The sequence below is a fragment of the Achromobacter sp. ACRQX genome (genome assembly GCF_022346505.1).
In the GTDB taxonomy this organism is placed as follows: domain Bacteria; phylum Pseudomonadota; class Gammaproteobacteria; order Burkholderiales; family Burkholderiaceae_B; genus Achromobacter; species Achromobacter animicus.
The window spans coordinates 333,024-347,515 of sequence record NZ_JAKRML010000003.1 but is presented as its reverse complement, the minus strand read 5'-3'; the positions used below and the strand labels follow the sequence as shown (position 1 = coordinate 347,515).

Below are 14,492 nucleotides of genomic sequence, written 5' to 3'. Positions count from 1 at the left end.
ATGCTGCTTCGCAACAAGCAACATTTGGCAAAAGCAGCTGCCGCGAGCCCCCCGCTTCATCCATCCCGTCAGCGTGTCACGACGCTGTCAACAAACGCAGCCAGCTCCCGGTTGAACCTGTCCGCCTCCTCCATGAATGGCGCGTGCCCGGATGCCGCATAGATCTTGCTGCGCAGGTGCGGGTTCAGCGCCCTCGCCCGGTCGATTGACGGCGCCGGCTGCACCAGTGCGTCCTTCGCGCCGTAGATCAGCAGCAAAGGCTTGCGCGCCGAGCCGAGGCCACGCCCCGCCTCGACCGTCATCGATTGCACGGCGGCCTGCATGTCGAAAGACGCCATGGCGGCATTGGCCAGGAGCCGTTGGAACGTGACGCCATCGGGCGCTTGCGCAAAGCACAGGCCGATGAACTCACGCTCCGCGTCCAGGTGGGTCTTCAGATCCGGCGACACCATGTCCCGGTATAGGGCAGGATGCGGTGCGATCTGCTTGGGATCCAGCTCGATCACACCCCCTACATAGACGGCGCCCGCAATCTGCGCGTCACCGTAAGCGGCAAGGTAGTTGGTCGTCACCGCGGCGCCCAGCGACCAGCCGACGACGACGGGATTTTGCGCGCCGGTCGCCGCGATCACTGCCGCCAGATCGTCCGCCCAGCGCCGGCCATCGGTATACGCCGCCGCGTCCACCGGTTTGCCCGACAGACCGTGGCCCCGCAAGTCGTAAGTTATCAGCCGATACCGCTGCAGCGCCGGGCTGGCAAGCTGGGCCTCCCAGTTCAGGTGGCTACCCAGCAACCCGTGTACGAAAACGACCGGCGGACCCGCGGCATTGCCGGCCTCCTGGACGGCGAGGGCCACGCCATCAGGCGCCGTGACGGTGTAGTGCCGGGATTGGGCGTTGGCGGCCACGGAGACTGCCATGAACAAGGCTGCTACCGCCACATGGCGAAAAAAGGTTCTGCGTTGCATGGATGATGCATCCCGAAGATTGGAGGGAGCGCCAGTTTCAACCCTCACACCTATGTCAAGGTCAAGCACCAATCTGCTACGCTTTCCCGCATGAAAACGCCCCCGCCTCAAACACCCATGTCGATCGGCGAGCTCGCCCGCAAAACCGGCGCAAGCCTGCGTTCGCTGCGCCACTACGACGACCACGGTCTTCTTGCGTCGGCACGGGCGGACAATGGGTATCGCACATTTCCCGCCGCCGCTGTGACTCAGGTCCGGCAAATCCAGCGGCTGATCGCCTCGGGGTTCACGTTGGCGGAGATCCGCGGATTTCCCGATTGCATGCGGCTGATCGAAGGCGCGGCGGCGTGCCCGGAGACGTCCGAGGTGCAGCGCCAGCGGTTGGCATCCGTGGAGCGTCAGATCGCCGACCTCGAGCGCCGCCGCGCTCGCCTGCGACAGATGTTGGAAGATACCGGCAACCCTTCTCCGCCATGATGCGCGCAGAACTCCATAACCCGTAGCGCACGCGTTTGCACCGGGATTCCATGTCCACCTTGACGCCCCGCTCCCCTGCCAAGCCCGCGCCGAACTGGTTGCGCTGGCTGCCCGGCCTGGCAATGCTCAAGTCCTATCAGGCAGGTTGGCTGCCCAAGGACGTCGCGGCCGGTCTGGTCCTGACAACCATGCTCGTGCCAGTCGGCATCGCCTATGCCGAAGCCTCTGGCGTTCCGGGTGTGTACGGTCTGTACGCCACCATCATTCCCATGCTGGCGTACGCGCTGTTCGGCCCAAGCCGCATTCTGGTGCTGGGGCCCGACTCCGCATTGGCCGCGCCCATCCTGGCGGTGGTGCTCAGCGTCTCCAACGGGGATCCGATGCGGGCCATCGCCGCGGCCAGCATGATGGCCGTCGTCTCCGGGCTGTTCTGCATCGTGCTGGGCCTGATGCGGCTGGGCTTCATCACCGAGCTGCTGTCCAAGCCGATCCGCTACGGGTACATGAACGGCATCGCGCTGACCGTGCTGGTCAGCCAGTTGCCCAAGCTGTTCGACATCTCCATCGACGACGCCGGCCCTCTGCAGGAAATGCAGCAACTGGCGCTGGCCGTTGCCGACGGGCAGACCCATGGGCCAAGCTTCGCAGTCGGCGCGGCAAGCCTGGCGGTGATTCTGCTGCTCAAACGCTTTGATCGCGTGCCGGGCATTCTGATTGCGGTGATCCTTGCCACGCTGGCGGTCAAGCTTTTCGGTCTGGACGCGCAAGGCGTCAAGGTGCTCGGCGAGATTCCGCAGGGACTGCCCAGCCTTGCCTGGCCGTGGCTCAGCAACGCCGATCTGGTCAAGATCGTGCTGGGCGGCTGCGCGGTGGCGCTGATTGCGTTTGCCGACACCAGCGTGCTGTCACGCACCTATGCCGCACGCACCCACACGCGGGTGGATCCGAACCAGGAAATGGTGGGACTGGGCGTGGCGAACCTGGCGGCGGGATTTTTCCAGGGCTTTCCGATCAGCAGCAGCGCGTCGCGCACGCCGGTGGCCGAAGCAGCCGGCTCGCGTACGCAACTGACGGGCGTCGTCGGCGCGCTGGCCGTGGCCGCGCTGCTGATCGCCGCGCCAAACCTGCTGCGCCACCTGCCCAACAGCGCGCTGGCCGCGGTCGTGATCGCCGCCGCCATCGGCCTTTTCGAGTTCAAGGATCTGCGGCGCATCTACCGCATTCAGCAATGGGAGTTCTGGCTGTCGATGCTGTGCTTTGCCGCGGTCGCCGTTTTGGGGGCGATACCCGGCATCTGCCTTGCGGTCGTCATCGCCGTCATTGAATTCCTGTGGGACGGCTGGCGCCCGCACTTCGCGGTGCTGGGCCGCGTGCCGAACCTTCGCGGCTATCACGACCTGAAGCGCTACCCGAATGCCGCACTGATCGACGGACTGGTGCTGTTCCGTTGGGATGCGCCCCTGTTCTTTGCCAACGCCGAACTCTTCCAGCAGCGGCTCCTGGAAGCCGTGGAGGCATCGCCCTCGCCCGTGCGGCGCGTGGTCGTGGCTGCCGAACCCGTCACGAGCGTCGACGTCACGTCCGCGGACATGCTGCGCGAGCTGTGCGAAACGCTGGCGCGCGAAGGCATCGCGTTGCACTTCGCGGAGATGAAGGACCCCGTCCGGGACAAGCTCAAACGCTTTGAGCTGTCCCGTCTGTTCAGCGACGACCATTTTCACCCGACGGTCGGCAGCGCGGTGGACGATTATCTGGGGCGGGAAGACCCGTTCCCGGACCACAGAGAGCACCATCCATGACGCAAAATGCAAATTCCGCGCCGGCTGGAAAGACCGGTAGAGGGCGCAACCCCGCAACGAAGGCGGCGCCCGGCGAAGTCGTCCTGCTCTCCGGCGGCAACCCTCAGATACCAAAGGGAGATGGCGACGAACCCGTGCAGGCCTACATCGCCGCGATGCCCGGCTGGAAATCGCCCATCGGCAAACGCATCGACGCCTTGGTGGAAGCAGCTGTCCCCGGCGTCGCCAAGGCGGTCAAATGGAATTCGCCTTTCTACGGACGGCCGGGCGAAGGCTGGTTCCTGAGCCTGCACTGCTTCTCGAAGTACATCAAGGTGACGTTTTTTCAGGGGGCTGCGCTGCGGCCCATCCCCGCTGGAAAATCGAAGTATCCGCAGGTGCGCTACCTGGACATCCACGAAGGTGAATTCGACGAAGCGCAGTTTTCGGACTGGGTCCGGCAAGCCAGCAACTTGCCGGGCGAAAAGTTGTGAATGGGGCCGTGCCGGGCGACATCAACCCCGGCGACGACGCCGCGCCTGGTACACCTGGAACGGGCCAGGTGCCCTGCCCCGCTTGTCACGGCAGCGGCAAGATCGAGGAAACGCGCTGCGCGACGTGCGGCGGAACGGGCAAAGTGGTGCGCGGCGTCGGCGGCGCGTGACTCGGCGAGTGTCATGCAGCGGGGCCAGGAGGAGCGCTCCTGGCCGCCTCGAACCCGCCCGCAAACGATCCGGATTAAGGACGACCCGCGGCGGTGATCACGATCTCCACTCGCCGGTTCTTGGCCCTGCCCTCAGGCGTCGAGTTGCTGGCTACCGGCCGCGCCTCGCCGAACCCCTCCGCGGACACCGAGTTTGGCGATACGCCCTTGGCGATCAGATAACGCGCCACGTTGTCCGCGCGCGCCGATGACAGCTCGAGATTGGAGGGAAACTGCCGCTTCAATGCCGGCCCGATGGGCTCGTTGTCGGTGAACCCTTCGACGACAATCTGCTTGCCCTGCAGATTGGAAAGCGTGGGCGCGATCTTGGCCAGCGTCCTCTCGCCGTTGGAACTGAGGCTCCACCCGCCTTCGGGAAAGAGAATCTCGTTCACCATGGTGACCTTCAACTCGTCCTGCAATTGCGTAATCTGCACTTGGTCGCCGCGTAGTTCGGCCGAGAGCTGCTTATTGAGAGCGGAATACTCGGCTGCCAGTTGCGCCTCTTTGTCGTAGGTCTGCTTGGTCACGCAACCCGAAACCGCCAGCACGACGCACAGCGCCAGGATGGTTTTGTGTAGTCTCATTGCGATTCTCCGTCAGGTTTGTAAGCCAAATAAAAAGAGGCCTCGCCCTTTGTTGGCTTAGGTAATATCCGAAGGCACATCACTCCGATTTCTGCCAGGCAGGAAGCGCGCTAGCAGATTCTCGCAACTACACGCGAAGAATAAGCACAAGTGAATGACGCCACTACTCATATGACGCCAACCCCGGTCCCGCCGGGCACGGTTGCCGGTGTGCAGGGGCCTGCGGCGGAATCAGCCGCAAGCGCGGACTGCGATTATCTGGCCGCCGTCATCTGGCACATCCGCATCCAGATGCAAGCCGGCGCCGTCTCTATCGACACCACGGGCAAGGCGATGGGCACCAGCGTGCGCACCCTGCAACGCGTACTGCGCCGCGACGGCGGCGTCAGTTTTCGTCAGCTCTCCAATACCGCGCGCCTGCGTCGTGCTCAAGACCTGCTACGCGAAAGCACCGTGTCCATCACGCAGATCGCCATGGACTCTGGTTATTCCACACCGGCTAATTTTTCCCGGGCGTTCAGGAAAGCGAGCGGCGTCGCGCCGCACGAATACCGGCAGGACGCGATGGCGAGCAGTGTCGCCCCGTGACGATCATCACTCCGCCAACACGGGCCGGCTGATCTCCAGCACCCACTGCACGAACGCCTTCACCGCCGCGGTCGCACGCGCCTGGGGATAGACGATGGAAAGCTGCACCGGCTCGCAGCGCGCATCGGCCAAGACCTCGCGCAGGCGGCCGCTGCGCAGATACGGAGACGCCGCCAGCGCCGATAGTTGAATCAGGCCCAGACCCTCCAGGCCGCAGTGCAGATACGCCTCGGTCTCGTTGACCGAATAGCGGCTTGGCAACGCCATCGACACGTTTTCACCGTCGACTCGGAACCGCCAGTCCAGCGGCCGGCCGGTGGCGTTGGACAGATAGTTGACCACCCGATGCGCGGACAGCGCTTCCACCGATTTCGGTTCGCCGAAGCGGCCCAGGTATTGGGGCGACGCGCAGGTTACCCATACCAAGTGACCAAGGCTGCGCGCCACGAGCGTGGAATCGGCAAGCTCGCCGCTACGGATGGCGCAGTCGATACCTTCATAGATCAGGTCGGCCGGGCGATCGCTCAGGCCCAGCACGACCTCGACGTCGGGAAAACGCGCCTCGAACTCGACCAGCCTCGGCACCACAATCGCGCGGCCAACCACGCCGGGCATGTCGACGCGCACGCGGCCGCGGGGCGCCTGGATCGCGGCGGTAACGTCATTCTCGGCGTCGGCAATATTGGCCAGGATGGCCTGGCACGCCTGTAGATAGCGCGCACCGGCATCGGTCAGGCTCAGGCTGCGCGTGCTGCGATGCAGGAGCGGCGTGCCCAGGTGGGTTTCCAGGTTCTTGATCATCGTCGTGACCGACGACCGAGGCAGCGCCAGCGATTGCGCGGCCTTGGTGAAGCTGCGCGCCTCGACGACCCTGACGAATGCCGCCATCGCTTGAAGTTTGTCCATGAGCCGATCCCGACGATAGAACGTGCGCCGCATGTGGCGGGAAGGTCCCGATATTACCAACGCATATCGGCCGCGAATGCGCGCTGCGGCGCGTTGTGAATTCCGTCACGGCGAACAATGGATGCCCTGCCCGCTCCTACACTGCAAGCCACTTTTTCTGCTTGAGGCATCCCATGATTCAACACAACGCCATCCTCGTTCTGGGCGCGGGCCAGCTCGGCATGGCCGTGCTGCGCAACCTGGCGCCGCGCGTCGTCAAAGGCCAGTTGTCGGTCCTGTTGCGCGCGTCGACCGTCGCTTCCAACGATCCCGCCAAGCGGCGCGATCTTGCCGAGTTGCGTGGGCTGGGCGTCGGCATCATCGAGGGCGACCTTGCCCAGCAATCCACGGAGGCGCTCGCAGCCACCTTCCGCCGCTACGATACGGTCGTCTCATGCACGGGCTTTGTCGGCGGACCCGGCGTTCAACGCAAGATCGCCCGCGCTGCGCTGGACGCGCGCGTCAAGCGCTTTGTGCCTTGGCAGTTTGGCGTGGACTACGACGCCATCGGCCGGGGCAGCCCGCAGGACCTGTTCGATGAGCAGCTTGATGTGCGCGACATGCTGCGCGCCCAGCGCAACACTGAATGGATCATCGTATCGACGGGCATGTTCACGAGCTTTTTGTTCGAACCCGCGTTCGGTGTGGTGGATCTGGCCGCCAACACGGTGAACGCGCTGGGAAGCCTGGACAATGCGGTCACGCTGACCACGGCCGAAGACATTGGCGCGCTGACCGCCGAGATCCTGTTCACACAGCCCCGCATCGCCAACCAGGTCGTGCATGTCGCGGGCGACACCGTCACGTACCGGGCGGTCGCGGATGCCTTGGACCGCCTGCTCGAGCGCAAGGTCACGCGGCGCGAATGGCCGGTGCCGGAGCTGCTGCGCGCACTGGCGGCCGAACCTGACGATGCGATGCGCAAGTATCGCGCAGTGTTCGCGCAGGGCCATGGCGTGGCGTGGGACAAAGCACAGACCTTCAATGCCCAGCGCGGCATTGCCGTTTGCACTGCCGAACAATGGCTTCGTTTGCACCAGGACAGATTCCGTTCTTTGCGGCCCTGAACCCAATATCCGAAACTCTTATATCTGAAATGACCGCGAACCTATAGTTCTTTAGAACCCGTTGACATAAAGAGGGGCATTGCCGATGATGCGGAAGGCCGCAAGCGCTGGGCCGCCATAAGCACAACACCGCGCTCGCGCTGCGGGACGCGGCAACCAGAGAGGCAAGCCATGGAGACAACCCCACGCAACCCCGCACGGCGCCGCCTGTTGGCCGGCAGCGCCAGCGCCCTGGCCGCGGCCGGTCTGGGCGCCAGCGGCATCGCGCGCGCCAGCGATGCGCCCGCCAAACCCGCCGCCGCCCCTGCAACTGCAACTGCGCCCGCAGCGAAACCGGCCGCCGCATCCACAGCCAAACCCCTGCCGCCTTACGCGGCCTGGAAAGACGCCGACAGCGTCATCGTGCACAGCGCCAACACCATCGAAACGCGCCGCAGCGCGTTTGGCGACGGCATCATCACGCCGTCGCGCCAGCTCTACGTCCGCAACAACCTGCCGCCGCCGGACGCGGCCATCCTGGACGATCGGGACGGCTGGAAGGTCGAGATCCAGGGCGTCAAGCAGCCGCGCACGCTGACCGTGGGCGACCTGAAGACGCTGGGCGTGGAATCGATCGCGACGGTGCTGCAGTGCTCGGGCAACGGGCGCGGCTTCTTTCCCCACAAGCCCAGCGGCACGCCGTGGGAAGTGGGTGCGGCAGGCTGCGTGATGTGGACGGGCGTGCCGGTGCGCACGCTCGTGGAATACCTGGGCGGCCTGGATGGCACACCCGCCTTCATGACCGGCACCGGCGGCGAAGTGCTGCCGGAAGGCCTGGATCCGAAATCGCTGCTGGTGGAACGCTCGGTGCCGCGCGAAGCCATGCAGGACGCCATGCTGGCCTGGGAAATGAACGGCGAGCCGCTGTCACTCGCCCACGGCGGCCCGTTGCGGCTGATCGTGCCGGGCTATACCGGCGTGAACAACGTCAAGTACATCAAGCGGCTGGCGTTCACCGCCGAACAAAGCACCGCAAAGATCCAGCAGACCGGCTATCGCCTGACGCCGATGGACGCCAAGCCCAGTCCCGACCAACCCTCGGTCTGGGCGATGGAACCCAAGTCGTGGATCAACGCACCGGGCGCAAATGGTCAGGCCGTGAAGGCCGGACGCGTGGTGGTGCGGGGAGTTGCCTTTGGGGGCATGCATGCGGTCAAGCGCGTGGACGTCTCCATCGATGGCGGCAAGACCTGGAAGCAGGCCGCGCTGATCGGACCGGACCTCGGCAAGTACGCATGGCGCCAGTTCGCGCTGCCAGTGGAACTGACAGCGGGCCAGCACATGCTGGTCAGCCGCGTCGAAGACACGCAGGGCAATGTGCAGGTGGAGAACCGGTTCGAGAACGCGCCGGGCTACATCAACAGCAGTTGGCGCGACCACGGTCTGGCCATCAACGTGTCTTGAGGATGGCGGAATCGATGCAAAGCCGTTTCTTCAAGCCGAACCCCGCATCCCGCCGCCTGATCGGGCGGCGGACGCGCAACCTCTGCGCGGCGGGCCTGTCGTTGATTGCGGGCGCCACGGCGTGGGCGGCGGAACCGCCCAATGCCGAGGCGGGCCGCGCCTTGTTCCTGAAGTCGACGACCCCGGCCTGTGCCGTCTGTCACACGCTGGCGGATGCCGGCGCGGCCGGGACCATCGGGCCGAACCTCGATGAGCTGAAACCCGACGCCAACCGCGTCACGCAGGCCGTGCGCAATGGGATCGGCGTCATGCCGGCATTCGAGGCGTTAAGTGACGCGGAGGTGCAGGCATTGGCGCAGTATGTGTCGGGCGCCACCGGCGCGCAGTAGCCGGCCCGCAAACCATCACAGGAGGACCGCCGGGCAGCCTTGCGCTGCCCGGTGTCTCTGCGCGCATCGGGACCCCGATGGCGGTCATGTTAGGCTTTTCGCCGGCCGATCTTCCGGCCTCAATCACTCCGCTGACGAATCCTCCATGACGCTCCGACCGCTTGCATTGCTGTTTGCCGCGCTTGCCCTGTCGCCTGGTCTCCACGCTCAGACCGAGTCTCACGCAGTTGCCTGGACGCCCGCCGGCCCCACGGCCTGCCGCTTTTCGGGCTGGACGACCAATGCCAAGCCCGCCATCCCCGTGCGCGCGTCGGCATCTGCCAGCGCCAAGCAGCTCGGCGCGCTGCCGACCACGCGCGGCGACAGCCCGGATCCCGAAGTCGACCTCTACAGCGTGACCTTCGACGTGAAGGAGGCGCGTGACGGTTGGCTGAAGATCAGGAACGCCAGCGACGCCATGAGCGGCAGCGACCGCAGCCCGCCGCGGCCCGTCTATCAGGGTGAAGGCTGGATCGCCGCCGGGGATGCGCAAGTCGGCATCCAGTCGGCGCGGGGATATGCCCGCCCGGACGCCGGTAGCGAACGGTTGCTGGACCTGGGCAGCGACTGGTTGACCGAGCGCGCCACCTTACGCGGCATCGTCGCGTGCGACGGCGAATGGCTGCTTTTGGATTACGAGATGCGCCACAGCGCAACATTTGAGCTGCTGGCCGAGAAGGACCGCACGCGCGGACGCGCCTGGTTTCGCGGCGTGTGCGCGTCGTCCGAGACGACTTGCGACATGTGGTCGGTCGACCAATAGCGCGCGCTACGGCTGTTCCAGCGGCCACACTTCCACGACGCCGTGCGCCACGGCACACGGCGTGCGAGACACCTTTTCGATCGCGTCGGCCAAATCAATCGCTTCGATAACCGCAAAACCCGCGAGCGGCAGCGGCGCGTTCATGTAGGGTCCCTGCAACGTCTCGACACCTGCCGCGTCCGGATTGCGCACCTGCACCGGCGTTCCCGCGACGCCCATCAGCACGCCCGCGTGCTGCAACGCGGCATCATGCGCATGAGCAGAATCGCGTATGGCTTTGTTTGTGCGGTCATAGCCGTGCTGATCGCCATAACCGATCGTGATGAACATGGGCATGGTCTTCTCCTTTGACGTGGCTGGCGCGCGGCGCCCGTCCCGAAGGTTTTAACACTGCGCGAATGCCTGCCTGTCCCGTCGCCGTGCGGCCGCAGGCGCTGCGCAACCCATTCAGCATTTCCCGTCCGCCCCGGTCTGATCCACCTTGACACACTACCGACCAACTAGTAGATTGGCCCATCGCTCAGCCCACCCAGACGCCCATGCTCCCTTCCCCAATCGCCTCGCCCGGCGCGGTCAGAACCGACGATGCCAGGGATGCGTACCGCACTGAACGCGTGGCCGCTCAGTTGCGCGCAGATCGCGTCGCGCGCACGCCGCCGACGCCGTTCCAACGCCTTTACGCCGCGCGAGCATTGCCCCTGGCGGCCGATGCGGCGCAGCGCCCCCGGGTGCCCGCGGATCACAACCTGACGCCGCCCGCGGACCTGCTGCACGACGATTACACGGCGCACTGCCTGAAGCTAGCCGTCCAGGCGTTTCACGCGCAGCTTGCACGGTTGGACGCACGGACGGCTGCGGCGAATCAAGCCGTGAAAGACGAACAGACCCGCCTTGAAGCGCGCGCTGAGGCGGAGCACGATCTGGGCTCGATCGACGCGCTGCTGCTGCTCCAGTCATATCGGAATGCCGCCGGGATTCCCGTCGTGCTGGCGCCCGCGCTGCCGGCCGTGACGGGCGCGCCGCCGCTGACAGTTGCACCGGTTGCTGCGGCCGCCAAGGCACGGGGCGCAGCGGAGCACACCGATGGCGCCGGCTACCCTGCCCGCAGACCGCGCAAGCCCACCTCTGACGACCTCTAAGGCGTCCTTCTATCCCCTCACCCGCGCCGGATTTCCCACCACCTTCGCCCCTGCCGGCACGTCGCGCGTTACCACGCTACCCGCGCCGATGATGGCGTCATCCCCCACCGTGACACCCGGCAGGATGATCGCGCCACCGCCGATCCACACCTGCTTGCCGATGTGCACGGGACGGCCGAATTCCAGCATCGCGCGGCGCTGCTCGGGATCGTGCGGATGGTCCGCCGTGTAGATCTGCACGGCCGGGCCGACCTGCGTGCCGTCGCCGATCGTGACTTGCACGACGTCAAGGATCACGCAGTTGAAATTTATGAACACGTTCGCGCCCAGCGAGATGTTGTAGCCGTAGTCGCAATGAAACGGCGGGCGGATCAGTGCGCCCTCGCCCACGCTGGCAAGGCGCTCGCGCAGGAGCGCGTGCCATTGTTCGGGCGGCTCGCCCAGCAAGGCGTTGTACCGTTTCATCCAGGCGCTGGCGGCAAGCTGGTCCGCCTGGATCTCGTCGTCAGCGGCCGTGTAGAGCTCTCCTGCCAGCATTCTCTGCTTCTGCGTACGTGTCATGGCTGATCTCCTGTCCGGATCAGCCAGCATACCGAAGATTGCCGGACTAGGCCGCTTGCGGCACGACGCCCACATAGCGTCCGCGCGGCCGGATGACTTGCGCGACGCTGAGCTGCTCCAGGCAATGTGCGAGCAGGCCGATACTGCGCGCCGTGGCAAACAGTCCGAAGGCCGCATCGTCCGGCAGCTTGCAGTGCGCCGACAGCGCGGCCAGCGCCACGTCGATGTTGGGATGCAGGCCGGTCAGTTGCGTGGCCTTGTCGATGAAGCGCGTGATGACCTCGGCCGGCTCAAACTGCGCCAGCAGCGCCGCCGCGCGCGGATCGCCATCGGGATACAGATGATGGCCGAAGCCCGCCAGCGGCAGGCCCGTGGACAGGTAGTGCGCGATCACCTGATCTTCGCCTTGACGCGCCACATCGTCGAACAACGCGCGGACGCGGCCGGAGGCGTCGCCATGCAAAGGCCCGGACAAGGTGGTCAGTCCCGAAAGCAGGCACGCCGGCAGCGACGCGCCGGTCGAGGCCGCAATGCGCGCGGCAAATGCGGAGCTGGTCAGTTCGTGGTCGACGAGCAGGACCATCGCGGTGCGCAGCAACTCGGCGGCTTGCGGCGATAGCTTCCAGGCTTGCGCAAACCGCAGATGCAGCGGCCGCTTGCCGGGCTGCGCGCCAAACGCGTTGGCCAGTTGGCCGACCAGGCTCTGGCATTCGGTGTGGAGGACGCGCGTCATGCGGCCATGCGTGGAGTGCCCGGTGGCGGCCAGCGCGGCCAATGACGTGAACGCGGCGACCCGGCCCGGCGATGCCACGCGCGCAGTGCAAGAGAAGTCCGCCTGCTGGTCCGAATTCCACAGCAATTGCGCGGCCTCTTCCAGGCTGGCCGATCCGGCCAGCGTGACCGCGTCCTGGCCTCGGTAGTACAGGCGTTGGCGATGAAAGGTGGAGATGGCCGTGGGGATGCTGGGCTCGGCGCCGAACAGCGTGTTGGTGGCCAGGGTTTCGTGCTTGCGACCCGCCTGCTTGCGCTTGGCCAGCCCCGCGACGTCTTCGGCGCGGTAAAGACTGCGGCGCGTGTCGGCCGGGTCGGGCATGACCTCCAGCTTGCCGCGGCTGACGTAGGCGTAGATGGTCTGCGGCCGCACGCCAAGCTGGCTGCACGCTTCGGCCATTGAAATCCAGGTACCCATGATCTTCTGTACCAAAGTTTATATGTTGATTTTATAGATCAATATTGCTTTACAAATCAATCATTAAATACCATGGAATCCATGTTCAACGCGGACCCGCAGCCGGTCCCCCCAACAGAGCCGAACCGACATGAAGCCTCAGGTCCTGCAACTCAATCCCATCCTGATCCCGGCGGTCAACGACGAGCTTGGCTCGCTGTACCAGGTGCACAAGTTCTTCGAGATCTCCGATCAGGCGGCCTGGCTGCGCGAGCACGGCGCTCGCATCGAAGCCGTCATCACCGGCGGCCACACCGGCATCTCGCGCGAGATGCTGGAACAGCTGCCCGGCGTGAAGGTGGTGGCGGTCAATGGCGTGGGCACCGACGCGGTGGACCTGGCGTACTGCCGCGGCCGCGGCCTGCCGGTCACCGCCACGCTGGGCGCGTTGACCGAAGATGTCGCCGACCTGGCGATCGGCCTGCTGATCGCAGCCTGCCGCAACCTCTGCGCGGGCGACCGCTTTGTGCGGGAAGGCCTGTGGGAGCAGTTCCCCTCGCCCATCGCCATTCCGCTGGCGCGCCGCTTCAGCGGCATGCGCGTGGGCATCGTGGGCATGGGCCGCGTGGGCCGCGCCGTCGCCACGCGTGCGGCGGCCTTTGGCTGCCAGATCCGCTACACCGACCTGCGCGCCATGGACGACGTGCCGCATGAATTCGTGCCGGACCTGATCGCGCTGGCCCGGGCGTCCGACGCGCTGGTGCTCTGCGCCGCCGCCGACAAGGCCGAGGGCATCGTCAATGCCGCCGTGCTGGACGCGCTGGGCCCGCAGGGCTTCCTGGTCAACGTGGCGCGCGGCCGGCTGGTCAACGAGGCCGACCTGACCGAGGCGCTGGTCGCCGGCCGCATCGCGGGCGCGGGACTGGACGTCTTTGTGGATGAGCCCCGCGTGCCGCAGGCGCTGCGCCAGTCGGATCGCACCACCCTGCAGGCGCACCGCGCCAGCGCCACGTGGGAGACGCGGGCGGCGATGGGCCAGATGGTGCTGGACAGCATCGCGCAGGCGCTGGCCGGCGAGCGTCCGGCGTTGAGCCTGACGACCTGAGCCGCAAGGCACATCTTCGACGACTGCCATGACCGACCTCGTCTTTCCCGCCCTTGCACCAACCACGTTGCCGATCGCCGGCAGCGCGGCCCGTTTTCCCGTCGCGCGCGTCTTCTGCATCGGCCGCAACTATCGCTGGCTGCCCGACGAAGCGCGTCCGGCCGAGATGCCGGCGTGGTTCATGAAGCCCGCCAGCGCCGTGTTCCCGGCCACCGGCGCGCTGCCCTATCCCGCGGACACGGCGGACTACTGCCATGAGATCGAGCTGGTCGTGGCGATTGGCCGCGGCGGCAAGGACATCGCTGCAGACGACGTCGAAGCCCGCCATATCTGGGGTTACGCCGCCGGGCTGGACATGACCCGGCGCGATCTGCAGCAGCAGGCCAAGCGCGCGGGCGGTCCTTGGGAGCCCGCGAAGGCCTTCGATCATTCCGCGCCGTGCACCGCCATCGTGCCTGCTGACGCCTGCGGCCATCCGCGCGAAGGCGCGTTGTGGCTGTCCGTGAACGGAGTAGACCGCCAGCGCGCCGACGTATCCGGCCTGCTGTGGTCCGTACCCGAGCTGGTGGCGATGCTGTCGCGATCCGTGGCCCTGGCGCCCGGCGACCTCGTCTTTACCGGCACGCCCGCCGGCGTCGGTCCCTTGGGCCCTGGCGATGTCGTCAGCGCGGGCGTGGCCGGCATCGGGGACCTGACCATGACCGTTGCCGCGCCCCGCGCCGGCTGACGCCGCGCCGATTCTTTCAACATCAATAACCATCCAATCCGCCCG

At 66.2% G+C, this 14,492-nt stretch carries 17 protein-coding genes; 11 read left to right on the top strand and 6 right to left on the bottom strand.

Annotation, left to right across the window (positions count from 1 at the left end):
- Window positions 1–68 precede the first annotated feature (68 nt).
- Window positions 69–920 (bottom strand): alpha/beta fold hydrolase, encoded by an 852-nt coding sequence (locus tag MHZ91_RS05215; RefSeq protein ID WP_239212779.1) that lies wholly within the window; start codon window positions 918–920, stop codon window positions 69–71.
- A 138-nt stretch (window positions 921–1,058) separates the two neighbouring features.
- Between MHZ91_RS05215 and MHZ91_RS05210 the strand changes: the two genes are divergently transcribed.
- The 3 genes from MHZ91_RS05210 to MHZ91_RS05200 are packed head-to-tail and all read left to right on the top strand — an operon-like array spanning window position 1,059 to window position 3,717.
- A complete protein-coding gene (locus tag MHZ91_RS05210; protein WP_175121381.1) occupies window positions 1,059–1,445 on the top strand; it encodes a MerR family transcriptional regulator in 387 nt (128 codons plus the stop codon).
- A 50-nt stretch (window positions 1,446–1,495) separates the two neighbouring features.
- Complete coding sequence (locus MHZ91_RS05205; protein WP_239212777.1) at window positions 1,496–3,244, top strand: SulP family inorganic anion transporter; 1,749 nt, start codon at window positions 1,496–1,498, stop codon at window positions 3,242–3,244.
- The gene (locus MHZ91_RS05200) at window positions 3,241–3,717 is read left to right on the top strand and encodes a DUF1801 domain-containing protein (protein WP_239212775.1); all 477 of its coding nucleotides are present in this window, start codon (window positions 3,241–3,243) and stop codon (window positions 3,715–3,717) included. Before MHZ91_RS05205 ends, MHZ91_RS05200 begins: the two co-directional genes overlap by 4 nt.
- Before the next feature lie 244 nt (window positions 3,718–3,961).
- On the opposite strand, the gene MHZ91_RS05195 is transcribed toward MHZ91_RS05200, so the two are convergent.
- Window positions 3,962–4,513, bottom strand: a complete 552-nt coding sequence (locus tag MHZ91_RS05195; protein ID WP_175121378.1) for an OmpA family protein — start codon at window positions 4,511–4,513, stop codon at window positions 3,962–3,964.
- A 150-nt stretch (window positions 4,514–4,663) separates the two neighbouring features.
- Between MHZ91_RS05195 and MHZ91_RS28340 the strand changes: the two genes are divergently transcribed.
- Complete coding sequence (locus MHZ91_RS28340) at window positions 4,664–5,101, top strand: helix-turn-helix transcriptional regulator (protein ID WP_239212773.1); 438 nt, start codon at window positions 4,664–4,666, stop codon at window positions 5,099–5,101.
- Window positions 5,102–5,107: 6 nt separating this feature from the next.
- On the opposite strand, the gene MHZ91_RS05185 is transcribed toward MHZ91_RS28340, so the two are convergent.
- On the bottom strand, window positions 5,108–6,007 hold the full coding sequence (locus MHZ91_RS05185) for a LysR family transcriptional regulator (RefSeq protein ID WP_239212771.1): 900 nt from the start codon (window positions 6,005–6,007) through the stop codon (window positions 5,108–5,110).
- A 173-nt stretch (window positions 6,008–6,180) separates the two neighbouring features.
- Here MHZ91_RS05185 and MHZ91_RS05180 point away from each other — a divergent pair, with 173 nt between their 5' ends.
- The 4 genes from MHZ91_RS05180 (at window position 6,181) to MHZ91_RS05165 (ending at window position 9,747) form a co-directional block, all read left to right on the top strand.
- Window positions 6,181–7,113 (top strand): aromatic alcohol reductase, encoded by a 933-nt coding sequence (locus MHZ91_RS05180; protein ID WP_239212770.1) that lies wholly within the window; start codon window positions 6,181–6,183, stop codon window positions 7,111–7,113.
- A 171-nt stretch (window positions 7,114–7,284) separates the two neighbouring features.
- Entirely contained in the window at window positions 7,285–8,556 is a 1,272-nt protein-coding gene (locus MHZ91_RS05175) for a sulfite oxidase (protein WP_239212769.1), read from the top strand.
- A 14-nt stretch (window positions 8,557–8,570) separates the two neighbouring features.
- Window positions 8,571–8,945 carry a cytochrome c gene (locus MHZ91_RS05170; protein ID WP_239212768.1) on the top strand — a complete coding sequence of 125 codons (375 nt, stop codon included), beginning with the start codon at window positions 8,571–8,573 and terminating at the stop codon, window positions 8,943–8,945.
- 145 nt (window positions 8,946–9,090) lie between these two features.
- Complete coding sequence (locus MHZ91_RS05165; RefSeq protein WP_239212767.1) at window positions 9,091–9,747, top strand: hypothetical protein; 657 nt, start codon at window positions 9,091–9,093, stop codon at window positions 9,745–9,747.
- Between the two features lie 6 nt (window positions 9,748–9,753).
- Here the strand turns inward: MHZ91_RS05165 and MHZ91_RS05160 are convergent, their stop codons facing one another.
- Window positions 9,754–10,083 carry a transcription initiation protein gene (locus tag MHZ91_RS05160; protein WP_239212766.1) on the bottom strand — a complete coding sequence of 110 codons (330 nt, stop codon included), beginning with the start codon at window positions 10,081–10,083 and terminating at the stop codon, window positions 9,754–9,756.
- A 203-nt stretch (window positions 10,084–10,286) separates the two neighbouring features.
- Here MHZ91_RS05160 and MHZ91_RS05155 point away from each other — a divergent pair, with 203 nt between their 5' ends.
- Window positions 10,287–10,886 (top strand): hypothetical protein, encoded by a 600-nt coding sequence (locus MHZ91_RS05155; protein WP_239212765.1) that lies wholly within the window; start codon window positions 10,287–10,289, stop codon window positions 10,884–10,886.
- A 9-nt stretch (window positions 10,887–10,895) separates the two neighbouring features.
- Here the strand turns inward: MHZ91_RS05155 and MHZ91_RS05150 are convergent, their stop codons facing one another.
- Both MHZ91_RS05150 and MHZ91_RS05145 read right to left on the bottom strand, forming a co-directional pair.
- Window positions 10,896–11,447 (bottom strand): sugar O-acetyltransferase, encoded by a 552-nt coding sequence (locus MHZ91_RS05150; protein WP_239212764.1) that lies wholly within the window; start codon window positions 11,445–11,447, stop codon window positions 10,896–10,898.
- 46 nt (window positions 11,448–11,493) lie between these two features.
- The gene (locus tag MHZ91_RS05145) at window positions 11,494–12,636 is read right to left on the bottom strand and encodes a citrate/2-methylcitrate synthase (protein WP_175121363.1); all 1,143 of its coding nucleotides are present in this window, start codon (window positions 12,634–12,636) and stop codon (window positions 11,494–11,496) included.
- A 130-nt stretch (window positions 12,637–12,766) separates the two neighbouring features.
- Here MHZ91_RS05145 and MHZ91_RS05140 point away from each other — a divergent pair, with 130 nt between their 5' ends.
- Complete coding sequence (locus MHZ91_RS05140) at window positions 12,767–13,720, top strand: 2-hydroxyacid dehydrogenase (RefSeq protein ID WP_239212763.1); 954 nt, start codon at window positions 12,767–12,769, stop codon at window positions 13,718–13,720.
- Window positions 13,721–13,748: 28 nt separating this feature from the next.
- Window positions 13,749–14,447, top strand: coding sequence for a fumarylacetoacetate hydrolase family protein (locus tag MHZ91_RS05135; protein ID WP_239212761.1), 699 nt, complete (start codon window positions 13,749–13,751; stop codon window positions 14,445–14,447).
- Window positions 14,448–14,492 lie beyond the last annotated feature (45 nt).